Source organism: Paenibacillus sp. PAMC21692, from assembly GCF_014303795.1.
GTDB lineage: Bacteria > Bacillota > Bacilli > Paenibacillales > Paenibacillaceae > Pristimantibacillus > Pristimantibacillus agaridevorans.
Window position 1 is genome coordinate 4657758 of sequence record NZ_CP060293.1, and the last position, 23765, is coordinate 4681522.

23 protein-coding genes are annotated in these 23765 nt (G+C 56.7%); 20 read left to right on the forward strand and 3 right to left on the reverse strand.

The annotated features are described in order from the left end of the window. The first annotated feature begins 46 nt into the window (after positions 1 to 46). The 14 genes from H7F31_RS18470 to spoVM all read left to right on the forward strand — a co-directional run bounded on the left by H7F31_RS18470 (position 47) and on the right by spoVM (position 14212). Entirely contained in the window at positions 47 to 481 is a 435-nt protein-coding gene (locus tag H7F31_RS18470; RefSeq protein WP_187099985.1) for a DUF6157 family protein, read from the forward strand. Positions 482 to 657: 176 nt separating this feature from the next. Next, entirely contained in the window at positions 658 to 1182 is a 525-nt protein-coding gene (locus H7F31_RS18475) for a YfiT family bacillithiol transferase (RefSeq protein WP_187099986.1), read from the forward strand. Between the two features lie 70 nt (positions 1183 to 1252). After that, positions 1253 to 2470, forward strand: a complete 1218-nt coding sequence (gene coaBC / locus H7F31_RS18480; RefSeq protein WP_187099987.1) for a bifunctional phosphopantothenoylcysteine decarboxylase/phosphopantothenate--cysteine ligase CoaBC — start codon at positions 1253 to 1255, stop codon at positions 2468 to 2470. After that, a complete protein-coding gene (gene priA / locus H7F31_RS18485) occupies positions 2467 to 4980 on the forward strand; it encodes a primosomal protein N' (RefSeq protein ID WP_187099988.1) in 2514 nt (837 codons plus the stop codon). The genes coaBC and priA overlap by 4 nt, the downstream gene beginning before the upstream one ends. 41 nt (positions 4981 to 5021) lie before the next feature. Beyond that, a complete protein-coding gene (gene def, locus H7F31_RS18490; RefSeq protein ID WP_187099989.1) occupies positions 5022 to 5507 on the forward strand; it encodes a peptide deformylase in 486 nt (161 codons plus the stop codon). 3 nt (positions 5508 to 5510) lie between these two features. Continuing rightward, entirely contained in the window at positions 5511 to 6473 is a 963-nt protein-coding gene (gene fmt, locus H7F31_RS18495) for a methionyl-tRNA formyltransferase (RefSeq protein WP_187099990.1), read from the forward strand. Continuing rightward, entirely contained in the window at positions 6470 to 8035 is a 1566-nt protein-coding gene (gene rsmB / locus H7F31_RS18500; protein ID WP_187099991.1) for a 16S rRNA (cytosine(967)-C(5))-methyltransferase RsmB, read from the forward strand. The genes fmt and rsmB overlap by 4 nt, the downstream gene beginning before the upstream one ends. Positions 8036 to 8145: 110 nt before the next feature. After that, positions 8146 to 9192, forward strand: a complete 1047-nt coding sequence (gene rlmN / locus H7F31_RS18505) for a dual-specificity RNA methyltransferase RlmN (RefSeq protein WP_187099992.1) — start codon at positions 8146 to 8148, stop codon at positions 9190 to 9192. Between the two features lie 6 nt (positions 9193 to 9198). After that, entirely contained in the window at positions 9199 to 9969 is a 771-nt protein-coding gene (locus H7F31_RS18510; protein ID WP_187099993.1) for a Stp1/IreP family PP2C-type Ser/Thr phosphatase, read from the forward strand. Next, complete coding sequence (gene pknB, locus H7F31_RS18515) at positions 9966 to 12098, forward strand: Stk1 family PASTA domain-containing Ser/Thr kinase (RefSeq protein ID WP_187099994.1); 2133 nt, start codon at positions 9966 to 9968, stop codon at positions 12096 to 12098. The genes H7F31_RS18510 and pknB overlap by 4 nt, the downstream gene beginning before the upstream one ends. Continuing rightward, a complete protein-coding gene (gene rsgA / locus H7F31_RS18520) occupies positions 12061 to 13029 on the forward strand; it encodes a ribosome small subunit-dependent GTPase A (RefSeq protein WP_108991663.1) in 969 nt (322 codons plus the stop codon). The genes pknB and rsgA overlap by 38 nt, the downstream gene beginning before the upstream one ends. Positions 13030 to 13034: 5 nt before the next feature. Beyond that, positions 13035 to 13679 (forward strand): ribulose-phosphate 3-epimerase, encoded by a 645-nt coding sequence (gene rpe / locus H7F31_RS18525; protein ID WP_187099995.1) that lies wholly within the window; start codon positions 13035 to 13037, stop codon positions 13677 to 13679. A gap of 12 nt (positions 13680 to 13691) precedes the next feature. After that, positions 13692 to 13958 carry a hypothetical protein gene (locus tag H7F31_RS18530; RefSeq protein ID WP_246608618.1) on the forward strand — a complete coding sequence of 89 codons (267 nt, stop codon included), beginning with the start codon at positions 13692 to 13694 and terminating at the stop codon, positions 13956 to 13958. 173 nt (positions 13959 to 14131) lie between these two features. Further along, entirely contained in the window at positions 14132 to 14212 is an 81-nt protein-coding gene (gene spoVM, locus H7F31_RS18535) for a stage V sporulation protein SpoVM (protein ID WP_040711006.1), read from the forward strand. Positions 14213 to 14319: 107 nt separating this feature from the next. On the opposite strand, the gene rpmB is transcribed toward spoVM, so the two are convergent. Next, entirely contained in the window at positions 14320 to 14508 is a 189-nt protein-coding gene (rpmB, locus tag H7F31_RS18540) for a 50S ribosomal protein L28 (protein ID WP_068683988.1), read from the reverse strand. Between the two features lie 213 nt (positions 14509 to 14721). On the opposite strand from rpmB, the gene H7F31_RS18545 reads away from it, so the two are divergent. The 5 genes from H7F31_RS18545 to H7F31_RS18565 all read left to right on the forward strand — a co-directional run bounded on the left by H7F31_RS18545 (position 14722) and on the right by H7F31_RS18565 (position 20268). Further along, the gene (locus H7F31_RS18545; RefSeq protein ID WP_087567787.1) at positions 14722 to 15081 is read left to right on the forward strand and encodes an Asp23/Gls24 family envelope stress response protein; all 360 of its coding nucleotides are present in this window, start codon (positions 14722 to 14724) and stop codon (positions 15079 to 15081) included. A gap of 57 nt (positions 15082 to 15138) precedes the next feature. Next, positions 15139 to 16881, forward strand: a complete 1743-nt coding sequence (locus H7F31_RS18550) for a DAK2 domain-containing protein (protein ID WP_187105422.1) — start codon at positions 15139 to 15141, stop codon at positions 16879 to 16881. A gap of 31 nt (positions 16882 to 16912) precedes the next feature. Next, the gene (locus tag H7F31_RS18555) at positions 16913 to 17767 is read left to right on the forward strand and encodes a DegV family protein (RefSeq protein WP_187099996.1); all 855 of its coding nucleotides are present in this window, start codon (positions 16913 to 16915) and stop codon (positions 17765 to 17767) included. 8 nt (positions 17768 to 17775) lie between these two features. Further along, entirely contained in the window at positions 17776 to 19830 is a 2055-nt protein-coding gene (recG, locus tag H7F31_RS18560; RefSeq protein ID WP_187099997.1) for an ATP-dependent DNA helicase RecG, read from the forward strand. A gap of 150 nt (positions 19831 to 19980) precedes the next feature. Then, positions 19981 to 20268, forward strand: coding sequence for a stage VI sporulation protein F (locus H7F31_RS18565; protein ID WP_087567790.1), 288 nt, complete (start codon positions 19981 to 19983; stop codon positions 20266 to 20268). A 55-nt stretch (positions 20269 to 20323) separates the two neighbouring features. Here H7F31_RS18565 and H7F31_RS18570 read toward each other — a convergent pair whose 3' ends face one another. After that, positions 20324 to 21025, reverse strand: a complete 702-nt coding sequence (locus H7F31_RS18570) for an SOS response-associated peptidase (protein WP_187099998.1) — start codon at positions 21023 to 21025, stop codon at positions 20324 to 20326. A 183-nt stretch (positions 21026 to 21208) separates the two neighbouring features. Between H7F31_RS18570 and H7F31_RS18575 the strand changes: the two genes are divergently transcribed. Next, positions 21209 to 22522 (forward strand): DUF2515 domain-containing protein, encoded by a 1314-nt coding sequence (locus H7F31_RS18575; protein WP_261800042.1) that lies wholly within the window; start codon positions 21209 to 21211, stop codon positions 22520 to 22522. 56 nt (positions 22523 to 22578) lie between these two features. Here the strand turns inward: H7F31_RS18575 and H7F31_RS18580 are convergent, their stop codons facing one another. Beyond that, entirely contained in the window at positions 22579 to 23655 is a 1077-nt protein-coding gene (locus H7F31_RS18580; protein ID WP_187099999.1) for a glycosyltransferase, read from the reverse strand. Between the last annotated feature and the right edge of the window lie 110 nt (positions 23656 to 23765).

Below are 23765 nucleotides of genomic sequence, written 5' to 3' on the forward strand. Positions count from 1 at the left end.
AAGCGGACTTTTTGAACTACCTATCGAAGAAGGGCGGTTGCAAACGATGGAACGTCATTGGACCAACATGCTTGTGCGCGTCTCGGACGACTGTCCTGCCGAGACAGGCGTGATCCCGCCTCAAAGGCGGGCCGAGAAGTCGGCGCATCTCATTCAATATGAGCTGTTATCGGAAAATCCCTACTGTTATACGTTTGAAGAACAGCTATTCGAGGTACATATTCGTCATAAAGCGCTGCTCGGGACATTATCCGAGGTCGAGCTCGAAGAAGAACGTGCGGCGCTGCTGGCGAAAAGCCATCCTTGCATGAGAGCGTCGATGCTGCCCAAGAAATTCGGCTGGGGCGTGCATTACAACGACGAGGGTAAAATTGCGTTGTATGGCAAGGAAACGGAAAAATATCAGAACCTGCTCAAAGCGGGGGAAGCCGGCGAACTGGAACTTCAAGCTGGCATGCGAAGCAGCAGGGCGAAGGGTTAAAGCAACCGTAGGTTTGTTCGTGTGCAACTTCATCTTGCCCGATATTTTTTGCATTACGATATGTTATGATAGGAGAATGACTCGCCGCTTGCGGCCGCACGCAATTGTCGGGCCGAGACTTCGGCTGATGCCGTCAGAGGACGGCGCTTGAAAGCATATACTTGGGAGGGATTTGCATGGAGCAATTGCGTTATCCAATCGGACGTTATCTATTCGAAGGCATGAATAATGCACAGCGAGACAAGTGGATTGCCGAGGTCGAAGCTTTGCCGGGGCAACTGCGGGCCGCTCTGGACGGACTGGACGACGGGCAGCTTGACACCCCCTACCGAACGGGAGGGTGGACGGTTCGCCAAGTGACCCATCATCTCGCGGACGCAGGCATGAATTGCTTTACACGCTTCAAGCTGGCGCTGACAGAGAACAATCCTACCATCAAACCATTCGAAGAAGCTCCCTGGTCCCAGCTGCCGGATGTGTTGAAAGCGCCGCCTGAAGTCAGCTTGACTATTATTGACGGACTATACGCCCGTTGGTCGCTGCTATTGCGTTCGATGGATAGGGAGCATTTTGAGAAGGAGTTTTACCATCCCGAGCGGGGCATGCAAATGAAGCTGTCGTACTTCCTGGGATTCGTTGCCTGGCATGGTCGTCATCATTTGGCTCATATTACGAATTTGCGCGAACGGTTGGAATGGTAATAGACGATATATAGCAACGCATCAGCCGCGCCAAAGAAGCGCGGCTGACGCTTGGAATAGGAGTGGCATCATGTTGCAAGGAAAAAGAATAGTGCTCGGCATTACGGGCGGCATCGCCGCTTACAAGGGAGCGGCATTATGCAGCAAGCTGGTGCAGGCGGGCGCGGAGGTGCACGTCATTATGACGGAATCCGCGACGAAATTTATTACGCCGCTGACGCTGCAGACTCTCTCGCGCCATGTCGTACATATCGATACATTTGACGAACGCGATCCATCCGTTGTTTCCCATATCCATCTGGCTGATCACGCCGATCTGATCATTGTCGCGCCGGCGACGGCGAATGTCATCGCGAAGCTGGCAGGCGGCCATGCGGACGACATGCTCAGCACGACGCTGCTAGCCGCGACCTGTCCGATTGTGATAGCGCCGGCCATGAATGTACATATGTATGAGCATCCCGCCGTCGTAATCAATATGGAATTGCTTGCCGAAAGAGGCGCGATGTTCGTAGAACCGGGAACGGGACAGCTTGCCTGCGGATACGTAGCGAAGGGAAGACTCGCGGAGCCGGAGGATATCGTCGCGGCCGTTCAGGCTTGGTTCGCCAGAGGCAAGACTCTCAACGGCAAAAAGGTGCTGGTGACGGCTGGCGGCACGATCGAACGTCTGGATCCCGTACGATATCTGACCAATGATTCTTCGGGCAAAATGGGTTTTGCGCTTGCCGAAGCGGCAGCGCTTCTTGGCGCCGAAGTGACGGTCGTAGCAGGCAGAACGACGGCATCGCCGCCGGGTGGCGTCCGGCTCGTCCGCGCGGAATCCGCGGGAGAGATGCTGGAGACGGTGCTTAACTTGTACGATGAGATGGATATCGTTATCAAAGCAGCCGCGGTAGCGGATTACCGTCCTGTGCATACCTATGAGCATAAGCTTAAGAAGACGGGAGAGCGTCTCGTGCTTGAGCTGGAACGGACGACCGATATTCTGCAGACGCTGGGCGAGCGGAAGCGCCATCAGCTGCTGGTAGGATTCGCGGCAGAGACGGGGAATCTTGAAACTTATGCGCTGGATAAGCTCAATCGCAAGAAATGCGATCTGATCGTCGCAAATGATGTCAGCTCCGAAGACGCGGGCTTCAACGTGGATACGAACGCCGTGCGAATCTACGGTCCGGAAGGACTTGTGGAGGATGTTCCTTTATTATCCAAAAGAGAGACCGCCGCTCGCATAATGGATGTCGTCGTACGCCGCATGAAAGCGTCAGGCGGAGGTTCCGCCTCATGATCGCCAGAGTCATTGTCGATGTGCCGAGCCGCCAGACGGATCGGCCTTTTGATTATTCCGTGCCGGACGGGATGGCGGAATGGATTGAAGTCGGCAGCCGGGTCGGCGTACCATTTGGCGGAAGGGTGCTCCAGGGCTTCGTTATCGCGATTGCGGACGAGACCGAGGTCGACCGTTCCCGTCTTAAGCCCGTCGCCGAGCTGCTAGACGCGCTCCCTCCGCTGCTGCCGGACATGATTGATCTGTCGCGTTGGCTTAGCGAGAAGTATTGCTGCTCATGGACGCAAGCTCTCCAGGCGATGATCCCCGCTGCGCTAAAAGGCAAGGAAGAGCGGTTTGTCGGCTGGTCTCAGGATGAGGATGCCGGAGACGGCCTTCCTTCCGAGCTTGCGGATTGGCTGGATGACGCGTCGGGCAAAGTGAAGCTGGAGACGCTGCTGACGAAGTTCCCTCAGCACACCCGAGTCGTAAAGGAGGCGCTGAGGAGCGGCGCTCTTGTCCAGCAATCGCTTATCAAGGACCGTCTGTCCGTGCGCAAAGTGCTGACGGTATTTCTGGAGGCTACGCCCGAAGACGCCGCTGCGGCGCTCTCGGACATTCCGAAGCGTGCGGCGAAGCAGCGCGACGCTTTGGCATTTATGCTGGAGCACGGGGGTCCGATCGCTTTGCAGGCGCTTGTCGCTCAGGCAGGAGTGACGCCGGCGAGCGTGAAAGCATTGGCGGACAAGGGAGTGCTTGCGCTGCGAGAGGTCGAGAGGGAGCGGGATCCTTACGCTCATCGGTCATTCGCGAGAACATCACCGCTGCCGCTGACGGAGGGACAACAGGAGGTTTTCGGCGCTATCTCCGCCGCATTGGAAGCGGGGGAGGCTCACACCATGCTGCTGCACGGCGTGACGGGCAGCGGCAAGACGGAGGTTTACCTGCAGAGCATTCAGCTTTGTCTCTCGCAAGAACGCCAGGCGATCGTGCTCGTACCGGAAATTTCGTTGACGCCCCAGATGGTAGAGCGATTTAAGAGCCGGTTCGGCGACGCCGTCGCAGTGCTGCACAGCCGTCTGTCGAGCGGCGAGCGGTTCGACGAATGGCGCAAAATCCGCAGCGGCCGCGCGGAAGTTGCCATCGGCGCCCGTTCCGCGATATTCGCGCCGTTCGAGCGAATCGGATTGATCATTATCGACGAGGAGCACGAGTCGTCCTATAAGCAAGAGGAGAGCCCGAAATACCATGCGAGAGATGTCGCCGTGCGCAGAGCCCGGCAGCATGGGGCCGCCGTCGTGCTGGGCTCGGCCACGCCTTCGCTGGAATCGTACGCGGCCGCCAGCCGCGGAGCGGGACGTGCAGGGGCAATAGCTGCAGGTGGGGGAACCGGCGGGCCGCCTTCGCTGCTTCCCATGCCCGACCGCGTCGGGGGCAGGCCGATGCCTGAAGTTTCGGTCGTCGATATGCGCGAGGAACTCAGGGACGGCAATCGGTCGATGTTCAGCCGGCCGCTCCACGCGGCGCTGCTCGAGCGGCTGGAGCGGGGAGAGCAGTCGGTGCTGCTGCTTAACCGGAGAGGTTATTCGACGTTCGTGATGTGCCGCTCCTGCGGCTTTACTTCGACCTGTCCGCATTGCGACATCTCTCTAACGTATCATCAAAAGTCGAGGGTATTGCGCTGCCATTATTGCGGTCACGCAGAGGGAGCGCCATCGAAATGCCCTTCCTGCGAGAGCGAGCATATCCGTTATTTTGGCACGGGGACACAGCGCGTGGAGGAAGAGCTGGCCAAGCTGTTTCCCGGCATCAGGGTCATTAGGATGGACGTGGATACGACATCGGAGAAGCACGCACACGAAAAATTGCTGGGCCAGTTCGGCGAACGCAAGGCGGATGTGCTGCTTGGGACGCAGATGGTGGCCAAGGGACTGGATTTCCCGTATGTAACGTTAGTAGGCGTTATCGCGGCCGACACTTCGCTGCATCTGCCCGATTTCCGCGCCGCAGAACGCACGTTCCAACTGTTGACGCAGGTGGCGGGCCGGGCCGGGCGGCATGAGCTGAAGGGCGAGGTCATCGTCCAGAGCTACGCGCCTGAGCATTATGCCATCACAACGGCGCAGAAGCATGATTATGACGCCTTCCTGCGGGAGGAGCTCCGCCACCGGGCGGTCATGGCTTACCCGCCGTATTGCCGGCTCGTGCTGGTTACAATGTCGCACGAGCAGCTCGCGCTGCTCTCATCGACCAGCGAAGCTTTCGCGGCCGAATTGCGCGGTCTTGCCGAGCATGAGGGGCTTCTCGTGCCGCTCGCGTCGGGTTTGCCCAGAGCGCTTGAGGTGCTGGGTCCGGTCGCCTCTTCCATTCCGAGAATGAAAGATCGCTACCGTTTTCAATGTGTGGTAAAATATCGGGGAAGCATCGACGTCTCCGCCCTTATACGAAGAGCGCTAGCTTCCTTCGAGGAGGCGCCGCCGCAGCGGAGGGTCCTGTTCAGCGTCGATGTAGACCCGCAAGTCATTATATAGGCAATGATAGAGACTATAGGATTAGAAAAGGATGATATGAAATGGGCATCAGATTAATCGTAAAGGACCCGGACCCGGTATTGCGCGAGGTCGCGAAGGAAGTGACGAAGTTCAACCCAAACCTAAAGAAACTGCTCAAGGACATGGCCGAGACGATGTACGACGCCGAAGGCGTCGGTCTTGCCGCGCCGCAGATCGGCATCTCCAAGCGGGTCATCGTCGTGGATGTGGGAGACGAGAACGGACTTGTCGAGATGGTTAATCCCGTCATCGTCGAGCAGGAGGGGGAGCAGCTTGGTCCCGAAGGCTGCCTCAGCATTCCGAACCTGAACGGGGAAGTCCGCCGCGCCGAACGGATAGTCGTACAAGGACAGAACAGCGACGGGGAGTCCATCACGGTCAATGCTTCCGGTTACTTCGCGCGCGCGTTCCAGCATGAGATCGACCACCTGAACGGCGTACTGTTTACGGATCTCGCCGAGAGCGTCTATGATATTTCCGATAGACCGAGAAAAGGCGGCGAATAATTGATGCGTATTGTATTTATGGGGACGCCGGACTTCGCCGTCCCTTCTCTGCGTTTGCTCGTGGACGGCGGTTACGACATCGCGGCTGTCGTTACCCAGCCGGATCGTCCCAAGGGTCGCAAAAAAACGTTGACGCCGCCCCCCGTCAAGGAAGCGGCGCTTGAGCTTGGGCTGCCGGTGCTGCAGCCGGAGCGGATGCGCAGCCCGGAAGCCGTGGAAGTCATCCGGGAGCTGGCTCCGGAGCTCATCGTGACGGCCGCCTACGGTCAAATTTTGCCCAAGGCGGTACTGGACATTCCGCGTCTTGGCTGCATTAATGTGCATGGCTCGCTGCTGCCCAAGTATCGCGGCGGCGCACCGATTCAGCGTTCTATCATAAATGGAGAGAGTTCGACCGGCGTAACGATTATGTACATGGCCGAAGGTCTGGATACCGGAGACATGATCAGCGTGGTGGAGCTGCCGATAACGGATGAGGACACGTCGGGCACGATGTTCGAGAAGCTTAGCCAAGCCGGCGCGAAGCTCCTCGGCGAGACGCTGCCGTCGATCATCGACGGGACGGCGAAGGCCGTGCCGCAGAACGACGCGGAAGCGACCTACGCCCCCAATCTGACGCGAGACGACGAACGTATGGATTGGAGCCGTTCCGCCCGAGAGCTGTTCAATCAAGTGAGAGGGCTGTCGCCGATGGCCGGCGCGTTCACCTTCCTTGGAGGAGAAGTGTTTAAGGTGCGGGCTTGCGAGGTTGCCTCCGGCAAACATGCCGCCTCCGGCGTCTCTGCCCAGCCTGGAACGGTCGTTGAGGCAGGACCGGACGGAATTGTCGTGGCAGCCGGCGAAGGCAAGCTGCTTCTCACGGAGATCCAGCCCGCCGGCAAACGCGCGATGAACGCAGCAGAGTGGCTGAAAGGCGCGCGGCTTGAGCCCGGGACGGTATTCGGCGACGAAGGAGGCTCGTTATGAGCGGCAGAGAAGGTGATCGGCGCGCGCAGCCGACCGGAACCGGCAAATCGGCCGCAAGGAGCGCAGGCAGCGCAGGCGGCCGCCCCAAAGGCGGTCAAGACGCCAAGACGGGCAAGCCGGGCGGACAGCGCGGGGCACAAGCGCAAACGCGAAGCCATGCCGGCCGAACCGGCGCTGCTCCCGCTTCTCGCCGTCAGGTCACGCCTCGCGAGATTGCCCTGGATATACTCACCAAAGTCGCTGGAAGCGGCGCGTACAGCAATCTGCAGCTTAAGCGAGCTCTGCAGGACTCCGAGCTGTCGAGGCCTGATGCCGCGCTTGCGACGGAGCTGGTCTACGGCACGATAGGGCGGCAGGCGACGCTGGATCATTGGCTTGACAAGTTCGTCGCCAAGGGGGTAGCCAAGCTACAGCACTGGGTGCATCAGCTTTTGAGACTGAGCGCCTATCAGCTGCTTTATCTGGATCGCATTCCGCCCCACGCGGCGGTTAACGAAGCCGTCTCAATCGCAAAGCGCCGAGGCCATGCAGGCATATCCGGCATGGTAAACGGCGTGCTGCGAAGCATGGATCGCGGCCGCTCCGAGCTGACGCCGTCCCGCATTAAACTGGACGATCCCATCGCGACGATCGCGCTGCGCCATTCCTATCCGGAGTGGCTCGTCCGCCGCTGGGCGGACGCGTACGGATACGAAGTTGCCGAGAGCATCTGCGAAGCGGGCAATCGTTCTCCGCATGCAAGCATCCGCGTCAACCCGTTGCAAGGAAGCCGGGAAGAGCTTCTGGCAGAGCTAGGCGAAGCGGGACTGGAAGCGAAACCTTCCGCGCTTGCGCCGGCCGGCATAGTCGTGGAATCCGGGGGCCATCTGGCAGAAATGGCCGGCTTCCTATCGGGACGCTGGTCGCTTCAGGACGAGAGCTCCATGTTAGTCGCCGAGGTGGTAAATCCCCGTGCGGGCATGAAGGTGCTGGATTGTTGCGCTGCGCCAGGAGGCAAGAGCGCGCATCTGGCGGAGCTGATGGAAGGCAAGGGCAAGATATGGGCCAATGATCTGCATGCGCACAAGCGCGAGCTGATCGTACAGCAGACGGAGCGGCTCAAGCTTCGCAACGTCGAAGCCATCACCGGCGACGCCTCGACGCTCGGCGAGCGTTTCGCTCCGGAATCCATGGACGCGGTGCTGCTGGACGCGCCATGTTCGGGCTTCGGCGTCATCCGGCGCAAGCCGGAGATCAAGTGGACGAAGACCGAAGGCGACATCGCGGAGATTTGCGCCGTGCAGCGCAAGCTGCTGGAGTCTGTCTGCGGCCTGGTCAAGCCGGGCGGCACGCTCGTCTACAGCACTTGCACGATGGAGCGGGCGGAGAACGAGGAGCAAGTCGCCGCGTTTCTGAAAGACCATGCCGAATTCCAATTGGATCCCGAATGGCCGGAGGAGCTGCTCGCGACGTTTCGCGAAGCGGGACTCATTGAGGGCTCCTTCGAGGGGCAGCTGCAGTTGCTGCCGCAGCATTACGGAAGCGACGGCTTCTTTATCGCGCGCATGTCGAGAGTCCGTTGATGGCTTGGCTTGGGCGTTTGTGGTAAAATAAATCGACGACGGCGACAGGCCGGGAATCGGAGCTCCCGAAAATTAGTGCCGTCTACTTTGCAGATACAGGTGTGATGAAGATGAAACCCATTATTTATGACTATACGCTGGAAGACTTAAAGGATTGGATGAAGGAGAACGGCGAGCCCGCTTTCCGCGGCGATCAGCTGTTCGATTGGATCTATGTAAAGCGCGTCAAGAGCTTTGAGGAGATGTCCAACCTGCCGAAGCCGCTGCGCGAGAAGCTGGAAGCTGAGTTCCAGTTTATTACGCTTACCGAAATTACGAAGTTCGAGTCCAAGGACGGCACGGTTAAATTTCTGTTTGGACTGCATGACGCTCATGCGATCGAGACGGTTATTATGCGTCACAACTATGGCAACAGCATTTGCGTGACCACGCAGGTCGGCTGCCGGATCGGTTGTACGTTCTGCGCCTCTACGCTCGGCGGACTTAAGCGCAACTTAACCGCTGGCGAGATCGTGGCTCAGGTCGTCACGGCCCAGCAGATGCTGGACGCTACGGGCGAGCGCGTCTCCAGCATCGTGATTATGGGCTCCGGCGAGCCTTTCGAGAACTACGAAGCAACGATGACGTTTCTGCGCCTCATGATTCATGAGAAAGGGCTCAACATCGGTCAGCGACATATTACCGTATCGACAAGCGGCATCGTGCCAAGCATGTACAAGTTCGCAGATGAGAATACGCAGATCAATCTCGCGCTGTCCATCCATGCGCCTAACGACAAGCTGCGCTCTAAGCTGATGCCGGTCAACCGCCGCTTTCCGTTCGAAGACGTTATGGAGGCATGCCGCTATTACATCGCGAAGACCGGTCGCCGGATTACGTTCGAATACGCTTTGATTGGAGGCGTTAACGATCAGGCGGAGCATGCGCAAGAGCTTGCCGACGTGCTAAAGGATCTGCTCTGTCACGTTAATCTTATCCCGGTTAATCACGTCCCCGAACGCAATTACGTCCGGACGCCGCGCGAGGATATTTTCGAATTCCAGCGTATTCTGGACCGCAACGGCATCAACGTGACGATCAGACGGGAGCAGGGACATGACATTGCGGCGGCATGCGGACAGCTGCGTGCCAAACATATGGAGTCTACGACGAGGTGATGAGCGTTGTTAACGGCAACTCTTAGTAATATCGGACGAGTGCGCCAGGTGAACGAAGACCAGTGCTGGGTAGGCGCGCTCGGCGGCGACATCGCGATTGCCATGGTGGCAGACGGGATGGGCGGTCATCAAGCCGGCGATGTGGCCAGCCAGACGGCCGTCGATACGTTCCGCGGCGCCTTCGAGCAGCATGCGGACAAGGCGTCCCTATCCGCAGCGGAGGGCAAGATGCTGATTCGCCAGGCGATTGCGGAGGCAAACGAGACGATCTATGCGATGGCATCGCGCAACGAACGATATCATAATATGGGAACTACGGTCGTTGCAGTCTTGATGTTGCCGGGTACGGCCGTCATCGGCCATGTAGGGGACAGCCGCGCTTATCGTATAGGAGGGAACGGCATGGAGCAGCTCACGATGGATCATTCGTTAGTGAATGAGCTCGTGAAGTCTGGTCAACTGAGCGCCGAGGAAGCCGTTCATCATCCGCGCCGTAATGTGCTGACAAGGGCAATCGGCACCGATCCCGAGGTGGAGATCGACGTCCAGTCGATCGAATGGTATCCGGAAGACGTGCTGCTGCTATGCAGCGACGGCTTGACGAACATGGTCAGTGAGGGGCAGATCGCCGAGGTGGTGGCGGATCCATCGCAGGAACTGGAAGCGAAGGCGGATCATCTCATTCAGCTGGCGCTTGAGGGCGGAGGAGACGACAATATTACGGTCGTGCTTCTGCAAGAGCAGCGCACTGGCGAAGCGAGAGGAGCGAGTGCATGATCGGACATGATTTGGCAGGACGTTACGAAATCATAACCCGCGTCGGCGGGGGCGGCATGGCGCTGGTATACAAAGCGCACGACGTGTTGCTCAACCGCTATGTCGCGGTTAAAGTACTGAGGCAGCAATTCGTGGGCGATGAAGAATTCATTCGCCGGTTTCGCCGCGAGGCGCAGTCGGCTGCGGCATTATCGCACCCGAATGTTGTCAGCATCTACGATGTAGGTCAGGAAGACGATATCCACTACATCGTCATGGAGTATATCGAAGGAAGCAATCTGAACGAGATTATTCAGGAGAGAGCGCCGCTCCAGACGGACGAAGCGGTGCGCATCGCCATGCAGATCTGCGACGCGCTGGATCATGCGCATCAAAATCATATTATCCATAGAGACATCAAGCCTCATAATATACTTATCGGGAACAACGGCAGAGTCAAGGTAACGGACTTCGGCATCGCCCGCGCGGTGACCTCGTCGACCATTACGCAAACGGGTTCCGTTATCGGATCGGTCCATTATTTCTCTCCCGAGCATGCCAAGGGCATTAATACCGGCGAGAAGTCCGATCTGTATTCCCTGGGGATCGTTTTGTATCAGATGCTGACGGCCAAGCTGCCGTTTTTTGGAGAAAGTCCAATCAGCGTAGCGCTCAAGCATCTTCAGGAGCCGTTCGAGGAGCCGCGCGTCGTCAACCCGCACATTCCCCAGAGCGTAGAGAATGTTATTTTGAAGTCGATGCGCAAAAACCCGGCAGAACGTTACAGCTCCGCCCACGAGATGTTCCTTGATCTTGATACCTGCCTGCGGCCGGATCGTCTAAACGAGCCGCGCGCCGAGTTTACGGTCAATCATGATCTGGAGGAGACGCGGGTTATGCCTGCCATTCGCGGAAGCGTAGCTGCGGCGTCGTCGGATACGGCCGTGCGCAGCGAGTCCAAGGCGACCGTCAGCGATACGACGAGCGTGAATTGGCAGGAGGAGGAGAAACGGCCGAAAGGCTGGAAGAAACCTTTGCTGGTGGTGGGCATTACTTTGCTGCTCCTCGCGTTGCTGCTCCTGGGCTTCCGATGGGTGCTGGGCCAGTTGGACCCCGGCGAGGCTGAAGTGCCTTATGTTATCGGGAAGACGGAATTGGAAGCCCGTGCGATGATTGCCGAGAAGGGACTTAGGGTCAAGGAACCTCCTTTACGGGAATTCAATAAGGATGTTCCGAAGGACGTGGTAATCGAACAATCCAAGAAAAACATTTCAGTCAAAAAAAATTCATTTATCGAACTGACGATTAGCGACGGGCCCGAGTTAAAGACGCTGAAATCCTACGTCGGCCAAAAGCTGCAGGCCGCCAAGGATGAGCTGATCGCCTTGGGCATTACGGAAGACCGCATCAAGGTGACGGAAGAACACAGCGAGGAAGAGGCCGGCACGATTCTGGAGCAAACGCCGGATGAGGGCGCGGAACTCAATCCCGAAACGGCAGAGGTGTCGTTCGTCGTTAGCATGGGCCGAGAGACGGTGCTAATGGAGGATCTTGCCGATATGCGCCTCAAGGACGCCAGAAGCTGGCTGAAATCCAAGGAGCTTGTATTCGAAGAGTCCGATACCATCTACGAGGCTAGTTATTTGCATGAGAAAGATCATGTCATCAAAGTAGAAAACTACAATCCCGGCGATCAAGTTCCGAAAGGGACCAAGATCGTTTTGCGCGTCAGCTCCGGGCCGCCGGCGGATTCCAAAACGTACCAGTTCAACGTTCGGATATCCCCTGCGCAATCGGGCAAATCAAGCGAAGTGAAAATCATGTATTCCGACGCTACGGGCGAGAATATCGAAGGCGTCAAACGGACGATCAACAGTACCGTCGATATTCCCGTAACCGTTATTCTGTCGCCCGACACGGTAGCGCGAGTGACGGTCATGCGCGACAATCAATTCATGGATACGGTGGAAATCCACTACGACGAAATCGGAACAGGCAACGATTCGCCGAACCTGAACATACCAGGCTCGGAAGCAACGGAGCCGCCGCAACCGGAAGCTCCGGGAGACGATCAGGAAGTGCAAGCGGAGGTAGATAACAGCAATGGCGAAAATGGAACGGAAGGCGAAGAAAACGCCGGAGGACAATAGGGAGCCCGTTGTAGCCGGCGACAGTCGAGAAGGCAGAATCGTCAAAGCGTTAAGCGGCTACTATTACGTGAAGGACGACGAGAACGACTCCGGAGACACCGTGCAATGCAGGGCGAGAGGCGTGTTCAAGAAACGCGGCCTCAGCCCGCTGGTCGGAGACCGCGTTGCCTACGTCTTGACGGAAAACGGCGAAGGAACGGTCACGGAGCTGCGCGAGCGTTCCTCCGAGCTCATACGTCCGCCCGTGGCCAACATCGATGTAGCCATCCTCGTCTTTTCCGTGACGGAGCCTGTGCTTAACCTTCAATTACTGGATAAGTTTCTCGTTCATATCGAGCATGCCGGCATCCCGGCGGTCTTGTGCCTGAGCAAGCGGGATCTGGAAGCCGAGGGAGAAATGACGGAGGAGGCCGCGGAAGCGGCTTCTTCCGTTCAGCGCATCTATCGAAAGCTGGGCTACGAGGTGTTCGGGACAAGCTCCCGCAAGCATTCCGGCATCGAGGAGCTGCAAGCAAGACTCCGGGGACATCTTGCCGTGTTCGCAGGGCAATCCGGAGTTGGCAAATCTTCGCTCCTTAACGCGATCGTGCCGGGTCTGACGCTGGAAACCAACGAAATAAGCAATCGGTTGGGGCGCGGCAAACATACAACTCGCCATGTGGAGCTTGTAGACATCGGCGGCGGTTACGTCGCGGATACGCCGGGCTTTAGCCAGCTTGACTTCGGCGAGCTTGGCATCGAGGATCTTGGCTACTGTTTCGTGGAGATGCGAGAGCTGTCCCCTTCTTGCAAGTTCCGGGGCTGCACGCATGTCCACGAACCGGGCTGCGCGGTGCTGTCGGCGCTGGAGGATGGAGACATCGAGCGGAGTCGTTACGATAACTACTTGTTGTTTCTGGAGGAAATGAAAGATATTAAACGGAGGTACTAACGAACATGACGATTATCGCTCCTTCCATTTTATCGGCTGATTTCTCGAGGCTCGGCGAGGAGATCGCGGCTGCAGAGGCGGCCGGCGGGGATTGGATTCACGTGGATGTGATGGACGGGCACTTCGTACCGAACCTGACGTTCGGACCGCCCGTCATCGCCGCAGTGCGCTCCGCCACTACGCTGCCGTTCGATGTCCATCTCATGATCGAACGGCCGGAGCTGTCGCTCCACGATTACATCGCTGCCGGGGCCGATCGCATCACGGTTCATGCGGAGACCTGTAAGCATCTGCACCGTACCGTTCACTCCATTAAGGAGAAAGGACTGCCTGCGGGCGTCGCTCTTAATCCCGGCACTCCTGTCTCCGTTCTGGAGCCTGTCATTCACGACCTGGATCTGGTGCTTATTATGACGGTAAATCCGGGCTTCGGCGGCCAATCATTCATTCCGTATTCTCTCGTTAAGCTGCGCCAAGTGAAATCGATGCTCACGGAGCGAGGACTCGAAGGCGTACATGTGCAAGTAGACGGCGGCATTAACGCGGAGACGGCTCCGCTCGTGCGCGAGGCTGGCGCGAACGTGCTGGTGGCCGGCAACGCCGTATTCGCCCAGCAAGACCGCGCTGCCGCAATCGCGGCGCTGCGCTAGGGAGGGACAAGGTTGAAGGATTCTGTACGTACGAGTTTCTGGGTCATCTTGTATTCGTTTTTGGCCGGCGTTTCGCTTGCTTTGTTCGCGAATATTCCCGATCTGATCAAATACGTTTTTTCCTTGCTGGCGCTTTATATCGGCATCCGTTTTTTTCGTCGGTTCGAGACGGTCGGCTTGCGAGTAGCCTTTATTGTGCTTGCCATCGTATTCTACTTTCTCGCAGCGTTATGTTACGCCATGTATGTGTACATCAAGGACAACCCCATCCCGGCTTAATCGGCCGACACGACAAATAACCGCTCCCGTTCTATCGGGAGCGGTTGCTTGCGTTTGCGGCGATTGCCAGGCTTCGGTTGGAATAGGACATGGAATATTCGCATAGGATGGTTACATGAGCGCGGGATAGGTCACGGATCAATTTCATGAGCGTGTCTGAGGAGGGATGAGGCATGAAATTCTATACAATAAAACTGCCGAAATTTCTGGGCGGATTTGTCAAGGCGATTCTGAATACGTTCCAAAAAAGTTAATGCCGATGCAGCGCGCAGCCTGGTCCATTCAACCAAGATATGAGGGGAAAGCGAAAAATAAAAGCACCTGAGCGCTCAGGTGCTTTTGTCTATGGCGTGAGCCATGATTATACGCGAGTAACTTTACCGGATTTCAACGCGCGAGCGCTGACATAAACGCGCTTAGGCTTGCCGTCTACAAGAATGCGCACCTTCTGCACATTGACGCCCCAAGAACGACGTGTCTTGTTGTTCGCGTGGGAAACGTTATTGCCTTGACGCGGCGATTTGCCAGTGAGATAACATTTGCGGGACATGACTACACCTCCTTAACATTTTGCCAGAGACAAAATCAACTTCGAGAGACCACTCTTATTAAACACACTCGAATATCGTATCATAAACTTCCATTCCGTTCAAGCCAAATTTATAGGTTCATGGGGGAATTGTTGTACGGACTTCAATATCACGTTTGTTTATAGTACAATGGTTCTTAGTCCATAATAGATAACAGTAAGGAGTGAATTTCCATGTCACTGCAGCTAAGCACCGAACTAGGTTCCGTTCATGTTACCGATCATTGCATTGCCGTTTTGGCCGGCTCGGCGGCTATGGATTGTTATGGACTTGTAGGAATGGCTTCGCGCAAAGGTCTCAAAGACGGGATCGCGGAGTTGCTTGGACGGGAGAATATGTCCCGCGGCGTGGAAGTGCGGCGCGAGAACGACGGACTGCATATCGACCTCCATATTATCGTAAGCTACGGAACGAAGATTTCCGAAGTGGCGCACAACATTCAATCCAAGGTGAAGTACGTCCTGAATAATGTCATTGGCTTACAGGTAAATGAAGTCCATATATTTGTACAAGACGTAAGGGTATCCAGGTAGCGGGAAGGGGAATTTTCATTGGGTAAGCGCTCTATTAACGGATCGGATCTTGCCGGAATGGCATTGCTCGGAGCGGAGCTATTGCAGCACAACGCGGAACGCGTAAACGCATTAAACGTATTTCCTGTGCCTGACGGCGACACCGGCACGAATATGAATTTGACGATGAGCTCCGGGGTCAGAGAGCTGCGATCCAGACCGTCCGAAGACATCGGCAAAGCGGCGGAGGCGCTGTCGAAGGGCTTGCTGATGGGCGCGCGCGGCAATTCCGGCGTAATTCTGTCCCAGTTGTTCCGGGGCTTCGCGAAATCGCTTGCGACTTTGAAAGAAGCAACGGCTGCGGATTTGGCTGCAGCTCTTCAATACGGCGTAGATATGGCGTACAAGGCCGTTGTAAAACCGGTAGAGGGCACGATTCTGACAGTAGCCAAGGAAGGCGCAAAACATGCGGTTCAATACGCCAGACGCAACAGCGAAGTGCCCGACTTGATCAGAGAGCTGCATCGCAGAGCGGATGAGGCATTGCAGCGGACTCCGGATCAGCTGCCCGTTCTTAAGCAGGTCGGCGTTGTGGACTCCGGCGGTCAAGGTCTCGTATACATCTACGAAGGATTCGTCCGTTATTTGACCGATCTGGAGTCGGGTCATGACATGGATCCAATGTATGTCGCGACGGAAGCCGCAATGCCGGAGGAAGTGCCGATGCCGGTCCCGAAGCCGAGCGAACGAAGAGCGGAACCAAGCTCCGCTCAAGCGCGTCTCGCAACGGAGGACATCGAATTTCTGTACGACATGGAATTTTTTATCAATCGTACCCGCAGTGGTAAATCCATGATGTTTTTTGATGAATCCGCTTACAAAAAGGCGCTCGAGAAGGATGGAGACTCCATTCTCGTCATCGAAGATGACGATGTGATCAAAGTTCATGTCCATTCCCGTCGTCCGGGCGATGTTTTTAATCTATCGCTTCCTTACGGGGAGCTTACCGATATCCATATTCTGAACATGCGGGAGCAGCATCGCGATATCGTCGAGCATGATGCCGTCATCGCGGGTTCGATCGGATCCGCGGATCTGTCCGGGGCTGAGCTGCTGTCGGGACAAGCCGCGAGCGAAGTCACGCCCGTGCAAGCGTTCGAGCGCGCACCGTACGGCATTATTGCCGTTGCAATGGGAGAAGGCATAGCGGAAATGTTTCTGGCGAGCGACGTGGATACGGTATTATCCGGCGGACAGACGATGAATCCCAGCACGGAGGACTTCCTTAAGGCGATCGAAGCGCTTGCCGCGGACCATATATTCCTGCTTCCGAACAACGGCAATATCATTCTTGCCGCCGAGCAGGCCGCGGAGCTGTCCAATAGCAACGTGACCGTCATTCCGACACGCACAATCCCGCAAGGGCTTGCCGCCGTGCTCGCGTTTAAGGAAGACCAACGGCCGGAGCGCAATCGCGACTGGATGAAAGGCGCGGCGGAGGCGGTCGTCTCCGGCCAGGTGACGAAGTCCGTTCGCGACACCTCCATCGATGGCGTCGATATTCGGGAAGGCGATTATATAGGCATCAAGGAGAAGGCCATCGTCGTTTCCGATGGCGACCTTCTTGCAGCGTGCCAGCAATTGCTGGGCAGCATGCTGGAAGGCGGCGGAGAGCTGCTGACCGTCATAGCCGGAGCCGAAGCCGAAGCCGAGCTTACCGCTACGTTATGCGAGTGGGCGGAAGGGGAATATCCCGATCTGGAGATCGAAGTACAGCCCGGCGGGCAGCCGCTGTATCCATACTTGTTCGCGGTAGAATAACATTGATTAAGTATTCGGTGGAGGGGTTGCTATGGGCAATGTAAGAATTGTAACCGACAGCACGGCGGATATACCCGAGGAGCTTAGGAAGAAGCTCGGGATTACGATGGTGCCGCTCAAGGTGCTGTTCGGCGAAGAAACTTATGTGGATGCCGTGACGATTACGGCGGATCAATTCTACACGAAGCTGAAGCTTGCGCAGACTCTTCCTACCACGTCCCAGCCTTCGCCTATGGAATTCTCCGAGGCATACGAACGGCTGCTTCAGGAGGACCCGGACTCGCCGATTATATCCATTCATCTGGCCGCGTGCCTGAGCGGCACTTATCAGTCCGCCACGATCGCGCAATCGATGCTGGAGCAGGAGGCGGACATTACGGTCGTCGATTCCAAGTCCGCTTCTTACGGCATCGGAACGCTGGTTGTGCGCGCTGCGGAGATGGCTCTGGCAGGCAGCGACAAGGAGAGCATTCTGGCGGAGGTTCAGCGGCTGCGGGCCGATCTGACGATCTACTTCCTGGTTGACAGCCTGGATCACCTGCACAAGGGCGGGCGGCTCGGTCGCGCCTCGGCGCTGATCGGTTCGATTCTCAATATTAAGCCGATTCTGTCGTTGGATTCGGAGGGCGGCATCCATGCGGTAGACAAGGTGCGCGGCACGAAGAAGGCGATGGCCCGGATTGCCGACATGGTCAAGGAGGGCTACGGTTCTGATCCCGTCGCGCTTACGATTTTCAAGACTGATAACGAAGCGGCCGCCCAGGAGCTGGGCGATCGGGTAAAAGCCGAGCTGAACGTGCAGCGAATCGGTTACGCGACGGTAGGGCCTGTCATCGGCACGCATGCCGGTCCCGGTACGACGGCCGTACTTATTCATAGGGTGTGAGTACAACCATGTTGACATTAGATGAACGATCCGTTAGACAGCTGAAAGGCGTGAGCGCCCTCAAGGAGGGGGAGCTTCACGCCTTTGGCATACATACGATATCCGATCTGTTGAATTACTTCCCGTTCCGTTACGAGGACTACCGCGTGCGTGAACTTGCTGAAGTCAAGAGCGGCGAGAAAGCGACGATTATGGGGATCGTGCGTGGCGCGCCAATCATGCAGCGCTACGGTCGGGCGAAGTCGAGGCTCACCTGCAAGATCGAATCGGGCGGCATGTTGATTACGGCCGTCTGGTTCAACCGAACGTATATGCAAGAACAACTGCGTCCGGGAAGAGAAATTATGCTGACAGGCAAGTGGGAGCAGCATCGCTTGCAGATAACGGTAGCCGATTCCGAATTTCCCGATTCGGCGAAGGCATCCAAAACCGATTCGCTGCAGCCCGTCTACCACGTCGGCGGCAATATTACGCAAGCCTGGATTCGCAAGATGATCGCTGCAGCTCTTACTCAATACGGTCCCATGATCGAGGAGGTGCTGCCTTACGAGCTTATGGAGCGCTACGGCTTCATGTCACGTTCGGAGGCGGTGGAGGTCATCCATCATCCCGGCGACGCGAGTAGAGGCCAGGAAGCAAGGCGGCGCATGGTATACGAGGAGCTGTTCCTGTTCCAGTTGAGGCTGCAGGCCTACCGTGGGCTAAATCGGGGACGAGCGGACGGCGTGGCGCAGCCGATCGGCAGCGAGACGATTCGGGAGTTCGCTGCGACGCTTCCCTTCGCCCTCACAGATGCGCAGAAAAAGGTCATCAATGAAATTCTGACGGACATGCGCCGCAATTACGCGATGAACCGGCTGCTCCAGGGCGATGTTGGCTCGGGCAAGACGGTAGTCGCTGCGATTGCGTTGTATGGCGCTGTCCGCGTAGGCCATCAAGGAGCGTTGATGGTTCCGACCGAAATATTGGCGGAGCAGCATGCCAAGTCGCTTGCCCGTCTGTACGAGGGTACCGGCATCCAGGTAGGACTGTTGACAGGGAGCCTGACCGAGCGGAAACGGAGAGATTTGCTCGCAGGCTTGCAAATGGGACTGATCGATGTCGTCGTAGGCACGCACGCGCTCATTCAGGATGACGTGTTTTTTCGGAGTTTGTCTCTTGTCGTGACGGACGAGCAGCACCGCTTCGGAGTGAACCAGCGAAGCGTGCTTCGGCGCAAGGGGATTAATCCCGACGTGCTGACGATGACGGCAACGCCGATTCCGAGAACGCTGGCCATTACGGCATTCGGCGACATGGACGTCTCCACGATCAAGGAGATGCCGAAGGGACGCAAGCCGATCAAAACCTATTGGGTGAAACATGACGCGTTCGACCGCGTGCTGGGTTTTATACGCAAGGAAGCGTCGGCGGGGCGTCAAGCTTATGTCATCTGTCCCTTGATCGAGGAGTCCGAGAAGCTGGATGTGCAGAACGCAATCGATACCTATATGCAGATTCAGCAGTCTTGTCCGGATTTGACCATCGGATTGCTGCATGGCAGGCTCTCCACCGCGGAGAAGGACGAAGCGATGTCGCGGTTCGCCGCGAACGACAGCCAGGTGCTTGTCGCTACGACTGTCGTGGAGGTAGGCGTTGACGTGCCCAATGCGACACTCATTATAATAATGGATGCCGAACGATTCGGCTTGTCCCAGCTCCATCAGCTGCGAGGACGCGTCGGACGAGGCGAACATCAGTCGCATTGCATTTTGATCGCGGATCCAAAGTCCGAGACGGGACGAGAGCGGATGAAGGTCATGACGGAGACGAACGACGGCTTCGAGGTCGCGCGTCGCGATCTGGAGCTTCGCGGGCCAGGCGATTTCTTCGGGACGAAACAGAGCGGTCTGCCGGAGTTCCGCATCGCCGACATGGTGGCCGATTACGAAACGTTGGAGCAAGCCCGGGAGGATGCGGGAGAGCTGACCGAACGGGATGATTTCTGGAGCAATGAGTCTTACGCCCGGCTGTGGGAGATTTTGCGTCGGGAAGGTTTATTTCAAGGGGAACAGCTGGACTAGGCAACTATTCTCCTCCTTCGGCATATAGTTAAGCGACTAGGTCGTGTCTGAAAACCCGCTCTGGGGCATCTTTCATACGGCAAAATCTGCTCCCCTCGGAGTATTCAGACACGCCCTAGACTGGATTGCCGAATGGAGGTGTCTGCCGCTGTGAGTTATCAGAATTACGGCATTCGGCCGCAATTGGTTGAACGCGTGAAACTCAAGCTGAAAAACCCCGTTGTTAAGGACAAGATACGGCAGCTGCTTGGTAATGTGACCAAATATGATTTGCAGGATCGGGCGAAGGTGCGCAAGTTAGTCAAGTCTGCCGCCGTCATCCTGCAAGAGAAGCTGACCGATGCGCAAGAGGATGGGATCGTCGCGTTTATACTGGCGCAAAAGATCGATCCCAATAACACCTTCCATCTGCTGAAGCTGTGGGGGATGTTTCGCTGACCGTGAGGTCGGCGTTTTTTTTTCTGATTGAAAATCTAACAGACACCAGCGACGCTCACCACAACTCCATCTGCCCCTCAACTTTATTAGGCGCTATAAGCGACGAATCGTCATTACGAACGTTGCCGACAGCGGCGCCGACAGGATACGCTTCAAGCTCGCGCTCCGGATAAGGAACGAATAACGTTTTTAACCGTTTGCTGTCCTGCATGCTTCGATCCAGCCATAATGCTTCGTTTTCGGGTCGCAGAATGACCGGCATCCGGTCATGTATGGGAGCGACGACATCGTTAGGCTCCGTCGTCAGAATCGTGCAGCTGCTGATCTTCTCTCCATTGGGAGACAGCCAGGTCTCGTAAAGTCCCGCGATGCTAAAGACGGAGCGGTCGCGTTTCAGGATGCGCATGGGCTGTTTGCGCTTGCCGCCGTCTTCCTTCTGCCACTCGTAAAAGCTGTCCGCCGGAATGATGCAGCGCTTCCGCTGAAGCGGCTCGCGAAAGGCCGGTTTGTCCGCTGCCGTCTCCGCGCGAGCATTAATCATCATGTATCCAATCTTTGCATCATCCGCCCAGGGAGGAATCAAACCCCACTTTAGTTCGCCAAGCCGGTTGCGCTTGCCGTCGTGAATAACGGCGAAGATGAATTGACCGGGGGCGACGTTATATTTGGGCCTGTGGAAAGGAACTGAAGTCTCGTCGATCATATAACGCAACATCAGCTCTTCGAGCGAGATTGTAATCGTATATCTTCCGCACATAAAAAAACCTCCTGCATAGAGGGATATGTATTTATTATACCGTTATTATCGGCATCGGAGAAAGCACGAGATGCTGGAAAGAGGCGTGACGTCGGGTGCGTGCGGTGTATGGGGAGCCGATTCTTCGTGGATAATGGTGATAATAGGGAATGCAGTTGGCTGCGGTGATAGGAGGGAGTGGGCGTGAAAAATGGGCATGAAGGGAAAGCGGGAGGGAGCGGCGCTGTGCTGATAAGTTGGATTCGCCATATTCTGGCGCTGCCAGGAGCAGCTTGGGCTTATGCAACCGGGAAGTGGCATGCCATGCAGGCATCGCAATCGATGCTGGAATCAGCAGAGCCGCTTGCGCTGCCGTCTTCTTCTACTGCCAAGCTTATGGCGGCGTGGGGCAAAGCGTCGACGTCTCCCGGTGATCCACCTAGACCGCCTGTTGTCTTGTCGAACGATGAAGAGGCGCTGATTGCGCGAATTCGGTTAGAAACTGAGGAGCTTAATCGGAATAATGTGACACGCACGGAGGGGTATCGTAATATATATTTTCGTATGCCCGAGCTTCATTGGGCGCTGCTCGCACATATGGTATCGCGCAACGGCGGTTGGAACATGACCGATTTGCAGGGAGAATGGCTTCCTAGACTGCTGAACGAACGACAACGAAAGGATGTATACCTGTTCCTGGAGCGGGCCAATTGGCTGATCTTCGGCGATGCCTATCCACAGCTTCTGCTGTATGAATGGAGCCGCAGGCTGGGGCGCAGTCTGTTCCATCTGCTGCCGGCGTTCGGCGTATCTTCGTTTATGGAGCCCGTTTGGCGTCATTTCTGGAGGGACGGCGACTCTGCCATGTTGTCGACAGCGCTCATTGTGAACGAGCAGCATTACATCGACGAGCGGGTCGCGCGCCATCCCTATTTCGAGGAGCGGGTTCTGGGGACGATGTTCTTTGGCCTGCAGTCGCTGCTGCAAATGAATGCGGTGTTTTTCCCTTATCGCTGCGGGATGGATAATAGAGGGGAAGAGCTGCAGCTCGCTGGGCTCATTCTGGAACGTTTTCAGTCGCTGGATGAACGAATCGAATTCGGCAAAAGACTTTACGCCATGTTATTCGGCATTCCCCGCGTATTGGACGGCGTGCGTAACTTCGCTGCGGCCGTTAAGCATACCGGATCTCGCGCGGACTACGCGTCCGGCTTGTTCCAGCCGATTCGGCATCAGCCGCCGGAACGATTTTATGCAGAGAAGTTGCTTGGCGGCAAGCTGAAGCCGGGCTCCACGCCGCTCTACAGCCCGCCGCTGCACGCCGCATGGGGAGATCACGAGCCGGAGCCGCCGGAAACCGGCGATTGGTTCCTGGGACCGGAGCAGGTGGGCAAGTATTTTCAAAAACTGACTTTCCCGCCGAACTTCGAGATTACTAATGAATACGGTCTGCTGCTGAACAAGCTGGAGCTTGCCGTGCTGGCCGCGCAACGAGGAGCCGCTTCTCCTTTGGCGTAGTAGAAATACGACAATGAAGAAGCGGCTAACAACTGCCAGCATTTGCGGTGCCGTCGCTAGGTCTTGGTTTTGTTGAAATAATTTTCGTTATATCGGATGCTGGGATGATCGGGATTAAACGTCATGGCTAGGCGATGATGCTCCAACGCCTTGGCGCTGTTGCCTATACGGTCGTAGCAGACGGTTAGTTGCAGATGGGGCAGCCAGGTGGACGTTGCGTGGTCGGTGGATCCCATGTTGCCCGCTGGCCGTTCTACCGTTAACGCTTGCCCGAACCAGTAAATAGCCTGTTCGAACCGTTCTTGCCGGATGAAGACGCTCCCGAGCTCGCAGCAAATTTCGGGACGCGGAGTGTCATAGCCGAAGGAACGGAACAGAGAAGCCAGTTGGCCCTTGCTGTTCTTGAGCCGTCCGTAGCAATCCGCCTGCTTCATGCAAGCTCCGATATTATCCTCCACCCAGCCCTTGCCGCCGTCCAGAAATCGGCCGTACCACTCAATGGCCTCCTCGTTCCGGCGGTTATCCCGAAGCTCGTTTGCAAAATAATATTGGTCGCGCGGAGAGAAGGTTTCGCCGGCATCCCGACGCTTAAGATAAATGCGCAGATTTCTGTCGGTATGAAACCGCTCCTTGCGATGGGTAACGGCGATATCGCTATGGAGGATACGGCCGAAGACAGCCAAATATTCATGTACGGGACCGATCCAGCGGAAGCCGAGGCTGCGTCTGACCAGCCGATTGCGGCGCAGACTGAAGACGGGGTTGCCCTTATGATCAAAGGTAAGGTGGTAATTCATGGAGACGCTGTCGTAAGGGAAATCCTCGTCGTTCTCTTCCTTGAGGGTCTTAAGCCGCGCTCTGTCCTCCGGCTCGACTACGTCATCGGCATCCAGCCATAAAATGAACGGCTGCGTCGCTCGATCGAAGGCGTAGTTGCGAGCGGCGGCGAAGTGATCGATCCACTCAAAATCGTAGATTGCCGCGCCGAAGGATGCTGCGATCTCTTTGGTGCGGTCCGTGGAGCCGGTATCAACGATCACGATTTCGTCGACGACGTCCCGCACCGAGGACAGGCAGCGGCCGAGACTTTCTTCCTCGTTCTTGACAATCATGCACAAGCTAATGCCGAGCATTGACCCAACTCCCTTTCTTCCTGACGGTTCGTTGTAACATTGTATTAGCGCGCGAGCGGGATGGTGCCATACATAATCTCAGCAAGAAAGTGCCAACATAAGGGCATTAT